General features: G+C 45.1%; 10 protein-coding genes, 2 pseudogenes and 1 riboswitch. Of the genes and pseudogenes, 5 read left to right on the top strand and 7 right to left on the bottom strand.

Annotation, left to right across the window (positions count from 1 at the left end):
- Nucleotides 1–13: 13 nt before the first annotated feature.
- A pseudogene (lptD, locus tag GKR74_RS09435) lies at nucleotides 14–2,386 on the bottom strand (LPS assembly protein LptD).
- A gap of 204 nt (nucleotides 2,387–2,590) precedes the next feature.
- On the opposite strand from lptD, the gene djlA reads away from it, so the two are divergent.
- A complete protein-coding gene (gene djlA, locus GKR74_RS09430) occupies nucleotides 2,591–3,406 on the top strand; it encodes a co-chaperone DjlA (protein WP_132496534.1) in 816 nt (271 codons plus the stop codon).
- Between the two features lie 53 nt (nucleotides 3,407–3,459).
- Here the strand turns inward: djlA and rluA are convergent, their stop codons facing one another.
- The 6 genes and pseudogenes from rluA to thiB all read right to left on the bottom strand — a co-directional run bounded on the left by rluA (nucleotide 3,460) and on the right by thiB (nucleotide 13,302).
- Nucleotides 3,460–4,110 carry a bifunctional tRNA pseudouridine(32) synthase/23S rRNA pseudouridine(746) synthase RluA gene (gene rluA / locus GKR74_RS09425; protein WP_154603376.1) on the bottom strand — a complete coding sequence of 217 codons (651 nt, stop codon included), beginning with the start codon at nucleotides 4,108–4,110 and terminating at the stop codon, nucleotides 3,460–3,462.
- Between the two features lie 248 nt (nucleotides 4,111–4,358).
- Entirely contained in the window at nucleotides 4,359–7,265 is a 2,907-nt protein-coding gene (gene rapA, locus GKR74_RS09420) for an RNA polymerase-associated protein RapA (protein WP_154603375.1), read from the bottom strand.
- A 334-nt stretch (nucleotides 7,266–7,599) separates the two neighbouring features.
- Entirely contained in the window at nucleotides 7,600–9,951 is a 2,352-nt protein-coding gene (locus GKR74_RS09415) for a DNA polymerase II (protein WP_154603374.1), read from the bottom strand.
- A gap of 75 nt (nucleotides 9,952–10,026) precedes the next feature.
- On the bottom strand, nucleotides 10,027–10,725 hold the full coding sequence (gene thiQ, locus GKR74_RS09410) for a thiamine ABC transporter ATP-binding protein ThiQ (protein ID WP_154603373.1): 699 nt from the start codon (nucleotides 10,723–10,725) through the stop codon (nucleotides 10,027–10,029).
- A pseudogene (gene thiP, locus GKR74_RS09405) lies at nucleotides 10,721–12,322 on the bottom strand (thiamine/thiamine pyrophosphate ABC transporter permease ThiP); the annotation flags it as partial. The pseudogene thiP and the gene thiQ, both read right to left, overlap by 5 nt.
- Nucleotides 12,298–13,302, bottom strand: coding sequence for a thiamine ABC transporter substrate binding subunit (thiB, locus tag GKR74_RS09400; RefSeq protein WP_154603372.1), 1,005 nt, complete (start codon nucleotides 13,300–13,302; stop codon nucleotides 12,298–12,300). The pseudogene thiP and the gene thiB, both read right to left, overlap by 25 nt.
- 62 nt (nucleotides 13,303–13,364) lie before the next feature.
- A riboswitch (TPP riboswitch) is annotated at nucleotides 13,365–13,456 on the bottom strand.
- Nucleotides 13,457–13,569: 113 nt separating this feature from the next.
- Between thiB and rppH the strand changes: the two genes are divergently transcribed.
- The 4 genes from rppH to GKR74_RS09380 all read left to right on the top strand — a co-directional run bounded on the left by rppH (nucleotide 13,570) and on the right by GKR74_RS09380 (nucleotide 18,394).
- On the top strand, nucleotides 13,570–14,103 hold the full coding sequence (gene rppH / locus GKR74_RS09395) for an RNA pyrophosphohydrolase (protein ID WP_006659219.1): 534 nt from the start codon (nucleotides 13,570–13,572) through the stop codon (nucleotides 14,101–14,103).
- A gap of 4 nt (nucleotides 14,104–14,107) precedes the next feature.
- Complete coding sequence (ptsP, locus tag GKR74_RS09390; RefSeq protein WP_154603371.1) at nucleotides 14,108–16,354, top strand: phosphoenolpyruvate--protein phosphotransferase; 2,247 nt, start codon at nucleotides 14,108–14,110, stop codon at nucleotides 16,352–16,354.
- A 100-nt stretch (nucleotides 16,355–16,454) separates the two neighbouring features.
- A complete protein-coding gene (lgt, locus tag GKR74_RS09385) occupies nucleotides 16,455–17,351 on the top strand; it encodes a prolipoprotein diacylglyceryl transferase (protein ID WP_154603370.1) in 897 nt (298 codons plus the stop codon).
- Nucleotides 17,352–17,542: 191 nt separating this feature from the next.
- Entirely contained in the window at nucleotides 17,543–18,394 is an 852-nt protein-coding gene (locus tag GKR74_RS09380; RefSeq protein WP_154603369.1) for a thymidylate synthase, read from the top strand.
- Nucleotides 18,395–18,465 lie beyond the last annotated feature (71 nt).

Genomic DNA, 18,465 nt, shown 5'->3' with positions numbered 1-18,465 from the left:
GTTATGTTGTTTGTTATCAGAAAGCACGTTGATAAGGAATAATACCTTGTTTCAACATCTCCTGACTACCTAAACTATGATTGTTATTTAGGCCTCTAAGTTCCACGTTGATAGACCATTTATTGTCATATTCGCTGTTGAACTTCTCTTTTTGCCAACCCACAATCTTACGTTCATACCCTAAATTCACCGCCCAGCAGCAGGCATTGTATTGTAATCCGACAAGCTGGCTGGCGGATTGTTGCTGTTTTGTATCGTAATAATAAGAGCCGACAAAGCCCCAATTATCACTTAATGGCCAGCTCACCACGGTACCTACTTGTGAAATACCTTGTTGGTACTCTGGTAATGTGTAGGTATAACCACCCGCAGTATCTTCACGGCGGAACGTTGCTTGAATATAGTCACGGTCAACAAAACGGTAATTCAGCTGAATCAGTCTATCGGCATCAAAGCGATATTCGGTAACCGCATTCCCCATGGTGACACTACCCAGACGACGGTCATATTGTAAGCCACCGCGAACACCCCAGTTTTCATCAATGTGCCACATGGCATCGGTTGCCCACATTAATGAGCCGGTATCACTCTTATCATCGATTTTCAGGTTTGAGTTACCCGCACGAGGGCGTTCAAAATAGTAAATCTGTCCGACGGAGAAATTGAAGCGCTCAGCTAAGTTTTCATCATAAATACGGGTGGTTAAACCGGTTGTGAATTGGTTAGCAGAAGCGATACGGTCTAAACCACTGTAAATACGGTCGCGGAACAAACCTGTATAGTCAGACTGTAATAATGAGGAGTCGTAGTTATTGATATTGTCCTGATCTTTATACGGAATATATAGATACTGGACTCGCGGCTCTAATGTTTGAACAAAATCACTACCTTGGAATAGGTCGCGTTCAAATACCACTTTCGCATCGCTCTTAAACATTGGCAGCACACGGGTGACATTTTTTTCTAAGCCGCTATTTTGTTTTACATCAGGAATATCTTGGTCGTAATGCGTCGCCATCAGCTTAATGCTGTTGTTCATTTGCGCCCAACCGTTAGACAGAGGCATACTGACTTCTGGCTCAATATGCAAACGGGTCGCATCTGGGTTATTTTCACCTACGCTGGTAAAACGAGCGGCTTGTGCGTAAGTATGGAAATCCAACATACCGACGTCATTTTGGTAATAGTTAAAATCGATTTGCGGTTCAGCTTTATAAGCACGACGGTTCGGGTCATCAACGAAGATTTGGAACTGTTTGTGAGACACTTTCATGTTCCAATTGGTATCAGAATAACCGACGTTAAATTTTTGGGTTGCATAACCATCAGTAGTGCTACCGTACTGAGAACTAAAGTCAGTAAAGTATTGGCGGTCACTTACCTTGGTGTAGTCGGCACCAAAGTTCCAGTGCTGAGCAAAGGTACCTGAATGGCGCCAGTAGAATAACCAGCGGTCATCGCTGTCACGCGCATCACGCTTACCATTTTCTTTATCTTTAATATAAGCACGATCGTGGTTAATAAAGTCGAATGCCATGGTGCCCGTACCTGGTGTGATTAAATAACGGAATTCGTTATTTAATTTAACGCCTCGGTGGGTCATAAATTGTGGCGTAATCGTCGCATCGTAATTTGGCGCGATGTTCCAATAATACGGCAGCGTGAATTCTAATCCGTCGTTGTTTGAATAGCTTCCCATTGGGATTAAGAAACCAGAACGGCGTTTGCTACCAATTGGTAACTGCATATATGGGCTATAGAACACAGGCACATCTGCGATACGGAAACGAGCATGCCAAATTTCTGCGACTTCTTCTTCGCGGTCAATAATCACTTCAGAGCCTGCAACGCTCCATGTATTACTGCCTGGTAAGCAACTGGTGAAAGTCCCGTTTTCCATAATGGAATAGCGGTTTTCACCTCGCATTTTCATTTTTTTCGCATCACCACGACCTTGACGACCTACCATCATGTAGTTACCGTCATCAACGTCAGTATTTTTATTATCTAAGTTTGACCACGCTGAAGGGCCTTTCAGGATAATTTGAGGGTCATCGTAATGAACATTCCCCGTCGCCGTCACTTCACGAACCGGTTCTTCACCCTCTTTTTGGGTTTGTGTCAGTTTAACGTTATCTGCTGTGAGAGTCTGGTTGCCCTGCTGAATATCAACGTTACCAGTATATTCGACAAAATTAGGGTATTCCCCTGTGACATCGTCAGCTTGAATTTCAATCGGTAAGCTATTTGGATCACCAGAGATAATAGGTTTGTCATAAACAGGCACTCCAAGCATACATTGTGCTGCAAGATCAGCATGTGCTTGCTGGCTATAAATAGCCGCCCATACCATGGTGGCGATTATTGTGGGATAACTTTTCTTCATCATTAAATAGGGAGTCCGTCAAATGGGCACAGTCGGCAAACGCTCAAAGACTATCTTAGCCAATCCGTTTTCGCCAGTATAATATCAAAACTGGCGTAAACGTGGTTAGCAACTTGTTAGGCTCTTTATCGTTATGCACAAAAGCAGAATGGATAGTATGATAATGCAAAATTGCATTCTGAGCATTGAAGAATTGAGGGATATATGCACTATTGGGGTAAAATTATTGGGGTGATACTCGCTATTGTCTCCGGTTTAGGGTTTTGGGGAGCATTAGCCGGCTTACTGATTGGGCACGGTTTTGATAAGGCTTCGGCTCAACGTAAGTTCGCTGGCGCCTTCAATAAGCGCGATAGACAAATTATTTTCTTCGCAAGTACCTTTCAAATATTAGGGCATTTAACCAAGTCAAAAGGGCGTGTCACCGAGACTGATATCCAGTTAGCATCGAACCTAATGGACAGAATGCAACTGCACGGAGAAACTCGCAAAGCCGCCCAACAAGCCTTTAGAGAAGGAAAATCCCCAGACTTTCCACTGCGTGATGTTCTTAAACAATTACGTATGGCTTGTTATGGTCGTTTTGACCTTGTTCAGATGTTTCTGGAAATTCAATTGCAAGCGGCTTTCGCGGATGGAACCTTACATCCTAACGAAAGAAAAGTGCTATTTATCATTGCGGAAGAGCTGGGTATCTCCAAAATTCAGTTTGAGCAATTCTTGGATATGATCCAAAGCGGTCGCCAGTTTGGTCATGGTTATTCCCAGCAGCAGTCAGGGGGCTATTATCAACAAAATAATGGCCCTACGCTGGAAGATGCTTGTAAGGTGCTCGGGGTTTCTGTGGATGATGACCCAACGAAAATTAAGCGAGCGTACCGTAAACTGATGAGCGAACATCACCCTGATAAGCTCGTTGCGAAAGGGTTACCGCCAGAAATGATGGAAATTGCCAAGCAAAAAGCGCAGTCAATTCAGGCAGCTTATGATCTTGTTAAAAAAGAGAAGGGTTTTAAATAACTTAAGCTTTTAAATAATTGAAGCGCTTAAATCGCCTAAGCGCTTCAATAAGATTAAAAATCGGGCGGGCAAGTAAAATGCATTGGCGTGCCATACTCTGGGTGAGTGATATACAGCTCTTGAGCATGTAACTGCAAACGCGGCGCTAATGCTAAAGCTTCTTCATGGGCATAAAATCTGTCACCAAGAATAGGGTGCCCTAACGCAAGCATATGCACACGTAGCTGATGAGACCGTCCCGTAATTGGCGAAAGTTTGACTCGCGTTGCCTGCTCTTCATATTCTAAAACTTGGTATTCGGTTTGCGCCGATTTCCCCGTTTCAAAACAGACTTTCTGCTTAGGTCGATTCGGCCAGTCACAAATCAGCGGCAAATCCACCAAACCCTCTGGTTTTTCCAAATGACCCCACACGCGAGCAACATAATGTTTTTTCGGCTCACGCTCTCTAAACTGACGCTTAAGTTCACGCTCAGCCGCTTTATGCAGAGCCACCACCATAACACCACTGGTTGCCATATCTAAACGGTGAACAGACTCCGCCGCAGGGTGATCCCGCTGAATGCGGCTCATGATGCTGTCATGGTGCTCTGGGGCTTTTCCTGGCACGGAGAGTAAGCCGCTAGGTTTGTTGACTACAATAATATGCTCATCTTGGTAGAGTATGTGTAGCCATGGTTCAGTTGGCGGGTTGTAGGGTAACATTTCTTTTATCCTTCATTCTTCACGCTGTAGCGGTGTTGGCTGCTCTTAGCTACCCTAGTCACATACTGATGTGTGCTCCTAGGGATATCTTCGTTTGCCGCCTAGCTACAACGCGAATAATTTTGGCTAATAATAGAGATATAAAGTCAAAAGCCAAACTATAAATATCTACTTTTTATCCTAGATTCTTCACGCTGTAGCGGTGTTGGCTGCTCTTAGCCAGCACCGCTAGTGCCGAGCTACATTCTCTACTGATGCGTGACAACCACTAAGCGGATAGCGTCGAGGCGCCATGAAGCTTGGTCGATATTGGTCATCAATTGGCGACGCTCTTCCTCGATAATATCGAGTTCTTCATCACGGATATTTGGGTTAACCGCTTTTAGCGCTTCCAAGCGAGACAGCTCCAGAGTCAGGGCTTTATCAGCCGCTTCTTTAGCATTCTCAATAATGGATTTCGCTTCTTTCTCGACCATCGGCTCAGAGAGGCGTAATACAGAATGCACCTCGTTTTGTACCGCATTGACCAACTTGCTCGCCATATGACGGTTGATGGCATTTAATTGGCGGTTAAAACTCTCAAACTCCACTTGTGAAGAGAGGTTATTGCCTTTTAAATCAATTAATAAGCGAACTGGAGTCGCCGGTAAGAAACGGCTGATTTGCAGATGTTTCGGCGCCTGAGCTTCTACCACATAAACCAGTTCGGTCAACAAGGTACCCACTGGCAACGCTTTGTTTTTCAAAACAGAAACAGCACAGCTACCCGTATCGCCGGATAACACTAAATCTAAACCGTTGCGAATAATCGGATGTTCCCAGCTAATAAACTGCGTATCTTCGCGGGAAAGTGCTTGTTCACGGTCAAAAGTGATAGTGCAGCCATCTTGCGGTAACCCTGGGAAGTCAGGCACTAACATATGGTCGGATGGCGTGAGGATAATTAAGTTATCGCTCTTATCTTCTTGGTTGATCCCAACAATATCAAACAGGTTCAATGCAAAGTTAACCAGCTCGGTTTCGTTATCACCTTCACCAATCTCTTCGGCTAATTTATTACCTGCTTCACCGCCATTTGAGTGCATTTCCAGCAAACGGTCACGACCTTGCTCTAGCTGTGCTTTGAGTGCATCGTGCTCTTCGCGGCAGGTTTTAATAAATTCATCAAACCCGTCAGTGATGATTGGCTCAGCCATAAATTGCAGCAGTTGTTGGTAATATTTATCGTAAATAGTACGACCGGTAGGGCAAGTATGCTCGAAAGCATCTAAACCTTCATGGTACCAACGGATCAACACAGCTTGTGCGGTGTTTTCCAAGTAAGGCACGTTGATCACGATATCGCGGCTTTGACCAATACGATCCAAACGACCAATACGCTGCTCAAGCAGGTCAGGGTTGAATGGCAGGTCAAACATCACTAATTGGTTAGCAAACTGGAAGTTACGGCCTTCTGAACCAATTTCAGAGCACAGTAAAACTTGTGCACCTTCTTCTTGTGAAGCGAAATAAGCTGCCGCGCGGTCACGTTCTAGCAGGGATAGACCTTCGTGGAATACCGCCGCTCGGATCCCTTCACGCTCACGCAGAACTTGCTCAAGCTGCAGTGCTGTGGCGGCTTTGGCACAGATAACCAGTACTTTTTCGTGGCGATTCGCAGTTAAGAAGCCCATTAACCATTCAACACGTGGGTCGAAGTTCCACCAAGTGGCGTTTTCGCCTTCAAATTCTTGGTAGATTTGTTCTGGATACAGCATCTCTTTCGCGCGAGTTTCCACATCCTTTTTCGTGCCCATAATGCCAGCGACTTTGATTGCCGTTTGGTATTGAGTTGGTAGTGGCATTTTTAAAGAATGCAATTCACGGCGTGGGAAGCCTTTGACACCATTACGGGTGTTTCTAAATAACAGGCGGCTAGTACCGTGTCTGTCCATCAGCATATGGATCAGTTCTTGGCGAGCGGCTTGGCTATCATCACCTTCAAGATTTGCAGCTTTTAATAACGGTTCAATATCTTGTTCTTTGATAAGCTCGTTGAGCAGGTTTTGCTGATCATTCGTCAGTTTATCGCCAGAAAGTAGCAGTGAAACCGCATCGGCGACAGGGCGATAATTTTCTTGCTCGGCTAAGAACTCTTGGTAGTCATGGAAGCGGCTAGGGTCGAGGAGGCGCAAACGCGCAAAGTGGCTCTCTTGACCTAATTGCTCTGGTGTTGCCGTTAGCAGTAAAACAGAAGGAACGTGCTCTGCTAAGGTTTCAATCACTTGATACTCACGGCTTGGGGCAGTTTCGCTCCATTGCAGGTGGTGAGCTTCATCGACCACCATCATGTCCCAACCCGCTTCGACGAGTTGGTCAAAACGCTGTTTATTACGACGAACAAAATCCAGAGAACACAGAACTAATTGCTCTGTTTCAAATGGGTTATCGCTGTCATGTTGGGCTTCGCTGTAGCGGCTATCATCAAACAGGGAGAAACGCAGGTTAAAACGGCGCAGCATTTCCACCAGCCACTGATGTTGTAAGCTATCTGGGACAATGACCAATACGCGCTCAGCACGACCTGCCATCAATTGTTGATGGATTATCATACCCGCTTCGATGGTTTTCCCTAAGCCCACTTCATCCGCCAGTAAAACTCGGGGGTTGTGACGCTTACCGACTTCGTTAGCAATATGCAATTGGTGCGGGATCAAACTCGCGCGGATACCACGCAGACCCGTAGATTGGTGTTTAACTTGTTCGCTTTGGAATTTACGTGCGCGAAAACGCAGAGCAAAACGATCCATACGATCGATTTGACCGGCGAACAGTCTATCTTGTGGCTTATTAAACGTTAGCTTGCTATCAAGGAACACTTCTCTCAGGCTGACATCCGCTTCTTGGGTGTCTAAACGCGTTCCTGTGTAGGTCAATAACCCTTTATCTTCTTGAATACTTTCAACTTGTAGCTGCCAACCTTCGTGACTGGTGATGGTATCACCTTCGTTGAACATCACTCGGGTAATTGGGGCATCACTACGTGAGTACAGTCGATTTTCCCCAGTGGCAGGGAAAAGCAACGTCACCATACGGGCATCAATAGCCACGACGGCGCCTAACCCAAGTTCGCTTTCTGTGTCGCTGATCCAGCGTTGACCAAGAGTAAATGGCATAGGTTTAATTTAATTCCATAATTTTGATTGTTTATTTTTAGATGTTTAAGACAACTAACCGGTGTCTTTGCCCAGTGTTGATATAACGGTTATATACCAAGGGTGATGCGAAATTTTTTTAATCGTTTTGCCGTTTGGCAATTATAGCTCTTTTCTCTTTCGAGTCGCGCTGCTCGAATTATGATGAGTATAGCCGATTTTCTCGCCAAGCTGTGCGTATAACAGGTCGAGATATCAAAGGGGCGTTATATTAATTCAACATTCGCTTATCGTCACCTGTTAAAAATGCGGCAATTGTAATAAGAATTGTACAATTCGGACTGTTCGTTAGGCTTTAAAACAAAAGATTGATTTGCCCAGTCAAAATGGCGTCAAAATCATCTTGCAGAAATGGCAGAATTCCATCGGCGATAGGTTTGATTTGCTTAAGAATATAGTGCTCATAGTCAGGTTTCGCGGTCACGGTCTCTAAGGGTTCAGGGCCTGCCTGAGTAATGAGATAGCTGATCCACCCGCCATTTTGATACTGCAAAGGGCGCTGTAATTTCAAATTATATTCATCGGCTTGACGGGCAGCGCGCACATGAGGCGGCACATTACGTTGATAATCTGACAATTTACGCCGTAGCCGCTTGCGGTAAATCAAGCGATCGTCATATTCTCCTGAACGAATGGCATGAATATAGTCACGAATAAATTCCCGATAAGGCTGGCGATAAAAAATGCGCGTATACAGCTCTTTTTGGAAGTTTTGTGCGAGGGGCGTCCAGTCAGAGCGAATAGTTTCTAATCCCTTAAAAACCATCGTATCTTGGCTTAAACCCGCATAGCGTTTTTTACTACCTTGGTCTGTGCCTCTAATTGTTGGCATCAAAAAGCGCCGATAATGGGTTTCATACTCAAGTTCGAGCACGCCATCAAGTTGCCACTCTTCTTTAAGATGCTGTTTCCACCAATTATTCACATGGTCACGCAGTTGATAACCCACTTTTTGGGCTTGTTCATCGGTATGGGGATCTCGCAGCCAAACAAAAGTGGAGTCAGTATCTCCATAAATCACCTGATACCCTTGGGATTCAATCAATTGTTTGGTAATTCGCATAATTTCATGACCGCGCATGGTAATTGACGCGGTTAATCGTGGATCAAAAAAGCGGCATCCATCGGCACCCAAGACCCCCGCAAAAGCATTCATAATAATTTTGAGGGCTTGAGAAAGCGGGGCATTTTTTTGCTGTTTGGCTTTATCACGGCCTTGCCAAATGTGGCTAACAATATCTGGTAAGCAATGGGTCGTACGGGAAAACCAAGCACCGCGAAACCCTTCAACAGAGTGTTCAGATTCTGGGTGTGCAAGCCCTTCAATCATGCCTGCAGGGTCTATTAAAAAGGTGCGAATAATAGAGGGATACAGGCTTTTGTAATCAAGCACCAAAACGGAGTCATACAAACCGGGCTGTGAATCCATCACGAATCCGCCGGGGTTAAGCTGAAATTTTTGCTCTGAGAGTGTGGGGGCAACAAACCCTAAACGGTGTAGCCGAGGAATATATAAATGGGAAAATGCGGCCACAGAGCCCCCCATGCGATCGGCTGCTAATCCTGTCACCGTCGAACGCTCTTGCAAGAACGCCATTAAATCGGTTTTTTCAAAGATGCGATGCACCAAAATACAGTCTTGAATATTGTAATGGGCGAGGGCGGGTTTATCGTGGGCAAAGCGGCGGTTAATTTCATCCATGCGATCATAAGGAGTATCGATGGCTTTCCCTTCCCCAAGTAGCTGCTGAGCAACGGATTCCAAACTGAATGAACTAAAACTCCACGTTGCCGATTTTAACGCATCAATACCATCGATAATTAAGCGACCTTCAGCAGAAGCAAAAAAGACGCCTTGCTTAAAACCGTGTTCTCGCCATTCGAGTTTTTTCCCTTGCCGACCGAGTAACAGAGGGATGCCATAGCGCTCCGCATGCTTTTGTAAGACTTGCAAATCAAACTGGATCAGGTTCCAGCCGATGATGGCATCGGGATCGTACTGTTGCAGCCATTCGTTCAGTCTTTCAAGTAATTGAGGGCGGCTCGTGGCATATACGAGTCGATGTTGGTCATTCAGAGCTGGGCCTTGTTCGGGGCCAAGCATAAACACCACATTATCACCGCAGCCAGACAATCCAATCGAGTAAAGCTCTCCATGTTGGCTAGTTTCAATATCGAGGGAAACGGCGCGCAGTGTCGGGCGATAACCTTCACAGGGTTTGAGTTGATATTTCCCCTGATGATTGCGAGAAAACCACACGGGTGCGGTAATAAAGCGCTCCATTAAATAACGCTCACAAGGGCGAATATCGGTTTCCAGCAGCTCAACACCTAGCGCTTGGCAGTTTTTATCCAGATTTTGTAATTGACGATATTGCTGGCAATAGATGGCATAGACTTTTTCGCGTTTAAAATCCCGCAGTTCAACGGCGCGATAACTGATATCGGCTTGCCCTTCAATTAAATGGCGTACGAGCGGAAACTTGGATTCAGGTAAAAAACCGACCGCTTGCTGATAGGGAACAATAACTTTTTGCGGCTGATTATCCGTAAGTAACCAATAGCTTACCTCGACACCGTATCGGGTGTCTCGCCAATGGCGGCTAAGAATAAAGCCTTTTTCAGCGGGGGTATTTGACTGAGGCATAAAGGAAACTCGCGTAAATAATCTGCAAATTAATATACGCGAGTAGTGGGAATTTATACAGTATTATTTATCGAGCTAATTAGAAATGCCCAATAATGCAGAAGCGTCGGTTTTGCCTTGTAACAGTGTTTCAGTATCGCCGTCATACACAATCGCGCCATCGGCAACCACTAAGCTGCGAGGGGCGATTTGTAGTGAGTCTTCAATACTATGGGAGACCATTAATAACGTGATGGATTTACTCACGCAAACGTCATTGAGCAATTGCAGCATTTCGCTGCGTAATGCAGGGTCGAGAGCAGAAAATGGCTCATCCAACAATAAAATCGGTTGGTTACGAATTAAACAGCGGGCGAGCGCGGCTCGTTGACGCTGCCCACCGGATAATTGCGCCGGTGTTCGGTCTAAACAGTCGGTTAAACTAACCTGCTGTGCCATTTGTTCGACGTCAGCCATTTGTGATGCACTCAAACGTAAGCTCGGTTGTAAACCTAATCCAATGTTCTGCCTAACCGTCAGATGAGCAAACAGGTTATTTTCTTGAAATAACATGGACACAGGGCGCTTAGCTGGAGGTGTAAATGTATGATTTTCACCATTTAAGGTGATAGTGCCGCTGCGAGGAAATTGAAACCCACTGATTAGGCTGAGCAGCGTGCTTTTGCCTGCGCCACTAGGACCCATTACGGCAACTCGTTCCCCCGAAGTTACCACAATATCAAAATGCATATTTAGGTTATCGTATTGATAATCCAGATTTTGTAATTCAATCATGAGTTTTCCCCGATAGGCGTTCGAGCAGGCTAAACAGGCAGAAACAGAGTAACAGCAATAACATCGCGGTAACCGCGCCGTCATTGGTTCGATAAGCCCCAATTTGCTGATAAAGATAGTAAGGCAAGGTGCGGAACTCTTCATTACCAAACAAGGCGACCACGCCAAAATCCCCAATTGAAATCACACAAGCGAATGCCAAAGCTTGGGCGATAGGTTTGCGTAATGCACGCAATTCAATGATTTTAAATCGGTTAAAACCGGTAATTTCGAGTGATTGGCATAACGGGTTATAGCGTTGAGCCAGATCTCGCATTGGGTTATCCAGCACTTTGAGCGCGTAAGGGATCGCAAGTAAGGCGTTAGTCATGATCACCAACGGATAAGGTGTTTCGGGTATTCCAATGGTTTCATTGAAAAAGATAAAAAAGCCTGTCGCCAGCACAATGCCCGGCATCGCCAGAATAATCAGCCCGCTTAGCTCAATAGCTTGTCCAAGTTTTAATGCATTTCTTAAACGCAGTTCACGGCTACTCCACAGCAGCATTAGCGTGAGGATCACACACAGAACTCCCGCACAGAGTGCAATAAACAGCGAGGTGGACGTGGCTTGCCATAACGCAGGTTGCTGTAAAACATCCAGTAATTGGCCGTTGAGCCCATCAACAATAACTGCTAATAACGGCGGAATTAATAGTAAAATAGCTGCGGCGATCACCAGCCAGTCACGTAGACGGCGAAATAGATTGTCAGCAGGATCAAACCACGATGTTTGGTGGCTAAACCCAACGGAAAAAGCATGGTTAATACGTTGGCAAATAAGCATTAATCCTACGCAACATCCCAGTTGAATCAACGCAAGTAGTGTGGCACGCCCTAAATCAAAGTCGTAACTCAGCGCTTGGTAAATTGCGAGTTCGATAGTGGTCGCGGCAGGGCCGCCGCCCAGAGCCAGTACCGTCGCAAAGCTGGCAAAGCACAGCATGAAAATCAGCGCGCCTGTTGGCAACATCTGACGGCGTAAATAAGGCCACTCTAGAATGGTAAATTGCTGCCACTCATTAAACCCAAGTTGAGCGGCACTTTGGCGCTGCTCAATTGCAATATTTTCAAGGGATTGCAATAGCATTCGAGTGGCGAGCGGCATATTGAAAAAGATATGTGCTAATAAAATGCCACGCAGACCATAAGGGGAAAACTGATAGTCAACACCGAGCCATAGGCACAACTTTGCTAGCCATCCAGTTTGTCCATATACCGACAAAATACCGAAAACAGCGACGAGAACCGGCAAGACTAAGGTCATTGCACACAAGCGGAGCAATAGTGTTCTTCCCCAGAATCGTCGGCGATACAGAGCTCTTGCAAGAAAAATAGCGGGAATAATGGAGAAAATAGCGGAAAGCAATGCCTGCCAAAACGTAAAGCCGATGACATGCCATAAATAATCGTCGTCGATTATCTCGCTGAGGGAAATTTCAGGTGCGAAAAACCACAGCGCCCCAAAAGCGAGAAGGGCAACGACGATTAAAAGACCGGAGGCTATTGCCCCCGGTAATAAGGTTAAATTGATTAACGACTGACGGCGGTTTGCCATAAACGCGTCCATGTTTGACGTTCTTTAGCCACTTCCGCCGCACTAAATTGCAGGGATTTAGCAGGCAGTGGTAGCACGTTATACACTTCAGGCAACGGCATATCGATAACCGGATACATCCAGTTAGTAGTTGGTAATGTGCCTTGGAATTCAGGAGTTAACATAAACTGTAAGAACTGTTTTGCCAGCTCTGGCTGCGGGCTATGTTTCAATCTTGCCGCCACTTCGACTTGCATATAATGCCCTTCATCGAACAGCGCCGCTGCGTAGTTGTCTTTCTTATCATTTAAAATTTGGTAACCCGGCGAAGAGGTGTAGCTCAGGACAAAATCTCCTTCACCTTTTAAGAACAGCCCATAGGATTCACTCCAACCTTTGGTCACGGTCAGTGTTTTGGCTGCCATTTTCTTCCATGCATCAGCCGATTTATCGCCGTAGATTTTCTCAATCCACAACATCAACCCTAAACCTGGGGTGCTGGTGCGTGGATCTTGGTAAATGATTTTCCAATTATTTTTGCTATCAAGCAGTTCGTCCATACTTTTTGGCGGTTGCTTGATTTTATTGGTGTCATAGATAAAGGCGAAATAACCATAATCATAAGGAATGAATGTTTTGCTTGTCCATTCGATAGGTAATTTAAGCGCATCCGTTTTGATATCTGCAGGGGCAAATAAGCCGGTTTTTTCTGCGGAGTCGAGTAAGTTGTTATCTAACCCTAAGATAATGTCGGCTTTGCTTTTTTCCCCTTCCATACGTAGGCGATTCAGTAGTGCAACACCATCCCCTAGAGAAACCAGTTTTAACTCACATTCGCATTGTGCTTCGAAATTCTTTTTGATTTGCGGGCCTGGGCCCCATTCCGCAGCAAAGGAATCATAGGTATACACCGTCAACGTTGGTTTTTCGGCAGAGGCGAATGCAGCGAAACTTAAGGTGGTTAAAGCAATGAGTGAGGTAAAGAGTTTATTTTTAGTCATTTTAATTCCTGCGTAAATCATAAAAAAAACACAGGATTTGAGGAGGGACCGATACAATAATTTGTAGGCGGTAGCTCAAATCCCTACGCCGGTATTAGCCGGATCAGGTTCTACGGGTTATTTCTCAGCCCAAATGGCACCCCGTTGAGACGCAGACTATTGTAATTACTTCAGACATATCTGCAAACTGTATTGATATAGGTTTACCAGTTTGGGTATGTGTGAAACAATTAGGCATCTTTCAAATTTGGTTATTGAGGTAGTCTAGTGATCGATGATGATGGCTACCGCCCGAATGTAGGAATTGTAATTTGTAATCGGCAAGGTCAAGTCTTATGGGCTCGCCGTTATGGTCAGCATTCTTGGCAATTTCCTCAAGGTGGGATTAACCCGGGGGAGTCGCCAGAACAAGCGATGTATCGTGAGTTATACGAGGAAGTCGGACTACAGCGTAAAGATGTAAGGTTACTTGCATCTACCCGTAATTGGTTACGCTACAAATTACCTAAGCGTTTGGTGCGTTGGGATACAAAACCTGTTTGTATTGGACAGAAACAACGTTGGTTTTTACTTCAACTCCAATGTAATGACGCCGATATAAACGTGCAGCGCAGTAAATCGCCAGAATTTGACGGCTGGCGGTGGGTCAGTTATTGGTATCCTGTTAGGCAAGTGGTCTCTTTTAAGCGCGAAGTTTATCGCCGTGTGATGAAGGAATTCGCTCCCGTAGTTATGCCTTTGCAGGAACAGAAATTACCACAACGACCTGTTTTTAATAATCGTAGGCGCGGAGTTAAGTAAGCCTATGTTGACGCGTTTACGTGACATTGTCGAAAAGGTCGCGATGGCGACCAGTCTCACTCAAGCTCTTGAAGTTTTGGTCAACGAGACGTGCAAAGCGATGCGCACTGATGTGTGCTCGATTTACTTAGCCGATCATCCTCGCCAATGTTATTACCTAATGGCAACCCGCGGGCTGAAAAAGCCTAGCGGGATTGCTATTCGTTTAGGATTCGATGAAGGGGTTGTTGGCGCTGTCGGTCGGCAATCGGAAATGTTGAACCTTGCCGATATTCGCGAACACCCGCAATTCAAATATCTTCCCCAACTCAAAGAAGAGCAGCTCAAAGCCTTTCTCGGCGTGCCTGTCGTTTATCGACGCCAATTGCTGGGCGTGCTGGTGGTTCAACAGCGAGAAAAACGGTTATTCAGCGAAACCGAAGAGTCCTTTATGGTCACGCTATCGATGCAGTTAGCGGTGATATTATCCCAAGCGCAAACAAAAGGTATTTTCGGTCAATATCGCCAAAACCGTCTCAAAGCTATTCCTGTTTCTCAAGGAATTTCGATGGCTTATGGTTGGCAAGATACCTCTCAACCTTCTTTAGAGAATGTGTATCAAGCGACCACATTAAATATTGATGAAGAGCGTCAACGCTTGGTGATAGCGCTGGAAAGTGCGGCAGCAGAGTTTCGTCATATTAGTAAGCGGTTTATGGCGAGTTCATCGAAAGAAAGCGCGGCTATTTTCGACCTATATAACCACTTACTTAATGATCCCCAACTGAAAAAGCGGTTATTTACGGCGATCAATCAAGGCGCGGTGGCTGAGTGGGCGGTGAAAACCGTCATCGAAGATTACGCTTTGCAATTCTCACGTTTACGTGACCTCTATTTAAGAGAACGCGGCTCCGACCTTCGTACCTTAGGGCAGCGCTTATTATTTCATCTCGATGATTCACTGACACCAACCAGCCAATGGCCAGATCGTTTTATCTTAGTGGCTGATGAGCTAAGTGCGAGCGTTCTTGCAGAATTACCACTTGAACAATTAGCGGGTGTGATTGTGCGCGATGGTGCAACGCACTCTCACTCTGCGATTTTGATCCGAGCGATGGGGATCCCCGCGATTATGGGGGCGGATATTGAGCCTTCTTTATTACATAATCGCCATCTGATTTTGGATGGTTATCGTGGCGAAGTGTTTATTGAGCCGGAAAACTTCATCGCTCAGGAATACCAGCAAATTATTGAAGAAGAAAATGTGCTTAGCAGATTAGCGGAAGGCTCACTTTCTCAAGATGCAGTACTCAAAAACGGTGAGCATGTGGATATTTGCCTCAATGCCGGATTGAGCCCTCGCTATGAACAGCAAATTCATGATGGGGTGGATGGTGTTGGACTCTACCGAACCGAACTGCCATTTATGCTGCACAACGGTTTCCCATCTGAGGATGAACAGAAGCAGTTATATCGGGATGTACTGCAACTTTTTGCAACGAAACCTGTGGTATTAAGAACTTTAGATATCGGCGCAGACAAGCAACTGCCTTATATGCCGATCAGCGAGGAAAATCCTTGCTTAGGATGGCGCGGGATCCGCGTGATGCTGGATCAACCTGAAATATTTTTGATCCAACTGCGCTCTATGCTGAGAGCTAACCAAGATACGGGCAATTTACGTATTTTATTGCCGATGATCACTAGCATTAATGAAGTGGATGAAGCTATCGGGCTGATTAATCGCGCCAGAAATGAAGTGAGTCAACAACTCGGAAAATCGATTAATTTACCTCCAATTGGCGTGATGTTGGAAGTACCTTCACTCCTGTTTTTGCTGCCAGAGTTAAAGCAGCGAGTTGATTTTATTTCGATAGGTACCAACGACTTTACACAATATTTACTCGCCGTCGACCGTAATAACACTCATGTGGCGGCGCTCTATGATAATCTGCACCCTGCGGTGGTGCGTTTTCTATCCATGGTACATATGGAATGTCAGCGTATAGGTTTGCCGATTAGTGTGTGCGGTGAAATGGCGGGGCAACCATTAAGCGCTATGGTGCTGATTGCATTGGGTTATCGTAGTTTGAGTATGAGTGGGCGCAGTGTTCCTCGCATGAAATATTTAATTCGTCAGCTTGATCCTCAATTGATGGCTGAGTTAGTACCTGATTTGCTCAGTGCAGAAACCAGCGAAAATGTCCGGCATAAGATCAGCGAGTTTATGGAAAGAAATGGACTTGGTGGTTTTGTGCGTGGCGGGATCTAGTTTGATCTTCTATGTTATTAATATGTAATTATATGCGGACAATAACCTCGTGTTATTATGCGGCATAATTTTTGACTCAATTATTTTAAAGTGGGGAACGATGAGTAACAGCTACTTAGCATTTCCGGAAATTGATCCCGTAATGTTCTCGATTGGCCCAGTCTCTTTGCACTGGTATGGTTTTATGTACCTTGTCGGATTCGTTTTTGCGCTATGGCTAGCAGGGCGTCGCGCCTCTAAGCCAAACAGCGGTTGGACAAAAAATGAAGTCGAGAACTTGTTGTACATTGGCTTTGTCGGTGTATTTGTGGGTGGACGACTTGGCTATGTTTTCTTCTATAACTTGCCTGTTTTCTTAGATGACCCTCTGTATCTGTTCAAGGTATGGGATGGCGGGATGTCCTTCCATGGCGGTTTGATTGGGGTTATCTGTGCCATGATGTGGTTCGCCTATCGCACGAAACGCCGTTTCTTACAAGTTTCTGATTTTGTTGCACCTTTGATTCCTTTTGGTCTTGGAATGGGGCGTATCGGTAACTTTATTAATGGCGAATTATGGGGGCGCGTTACCCTAGATACACCATGGGCATTTTTATTTCCTCACTCAAGAAGTGAAGATATCCAACTTGCGGCACAAGATCCGTCTCTGTTGCCTATTCTCGAGCAGTACGGTGTATTGCCAAGACACCCATCCCAGCTGTATGAAATGGTTTTAGAAGGTATCGTTTTATTCCTGATATTGAATTTATTTGTACGTAAACCTCGTCCAATGGGTAGCGTATCGGGTCTGTTCCTTATCGGTTATGGGGCATTCCGTATTATCGTTGAATTCTTCAGACAGCCAGATGCGCAGTTAGGTTTATTCGGTGGCATCAGTATGGGGCAAATCCTCTCGATTCCGATGATTATTATCGGTGTATTGATGATTATCTGGGCTTACAAATACGGTAAAAATATCCCTGCCCATAAGCCTGCTAAAAGCGTTGATAGTAAGTAGCGTTGATAAAAAATAGCGCAGATAGCAAGTAGCGTATATAGCTAGTCACGTAGGCAGTAAATAACGTAGACAGCAAATAACGCAGACAGTAAATCACGTTAATAAGCAGTAAATTAAGTCATTTTCGGTTTGTGTTATTGAGGGATATTCGATAGCACAAACCGCCTGTATTTCGGAGTAAGAGAGCCACTATGAAGCCGTATCTTGAGTTATGCCAACGTATTATCGATGAAGGTCAATGGGTTGAAAATAAGCGCACTGGTGTCCGCTGTTTAACCGTGATTAATGCCGATCTCGAATATGATGTGGGCAACAATCAATTTCCTTTAATTACAACGCGCAAAAGCTTTTATAAAGCCGCTATTGCCGAGTTATTAGGGTACTTACGTGGCTATGATAATGCAGCGCAGTTCCGTGAAATTGGTTGTAACACTTGGAATGCCAATGCTAATGAAAACCAAGCATGGTTAGATAACCCGCATCGTAAAGGTGAAGATGATATGGGGCGCGTTTATGGCGTCCAAGGCCGATCATGGCAGCGTCCTGATGGCTCTCATCTTGACCAATTAAAGAAAGTGGTTAATAACCTGAAAAACGGCATTGATGACCGCGCCGAAATTGTGACTTTCTATAACCCTGGAGAGTTCGAAATGGGCTGCTTACGTCCTTGTATGCACACCCATACGTTTTCACTACTTGGCGATACGCTGCATTTAACCTCTTATCAACGTAGCTGCGATGTGCCTCTTGGTCTCAACTTCAATCAGGTCCAATGCTTTGTTTTACTGGCTTTAATGGCGCGTATTACGGGTCATAAAGCAGGTAAGGCTTATCATAAAATTGTGAATGCACATATTTATGAAAATCAACTGCCTTTAATGCGTGATGTTCAATTAAAACGTGAACCATACCCATCTCCAAGCTTAACGATTAACCCTGCAATTAAATCATTGGAAGATCTTGAAACGTGGGTAACAACTGATGATTTCACCTTAGACGATTATCAGTGCCACGAAGCAATAAAATATCCATTTACGGTCTAATGAGGGTGGATTGATATAAAGGCATAGATACGCATAGACCTTGTAAATAATACGGTTTATGCCTTTATTTT

It is taken from the genome of Providencia sp. wls1914 (genome assembly GCF_009706645.1).
Taxonomy (GTDB): Bacteria; Pseudomonadota; Gammaproteobacteria; order Enterobacterales; family Enterobacteriaceae; genus Providencia; species Providencia zhijiangensis.
The sequence above is the reverse complement of the archived record's forward strand: the minus strand, read 5'-3'. Positions and strand labels throughout refer to the sequence as shown.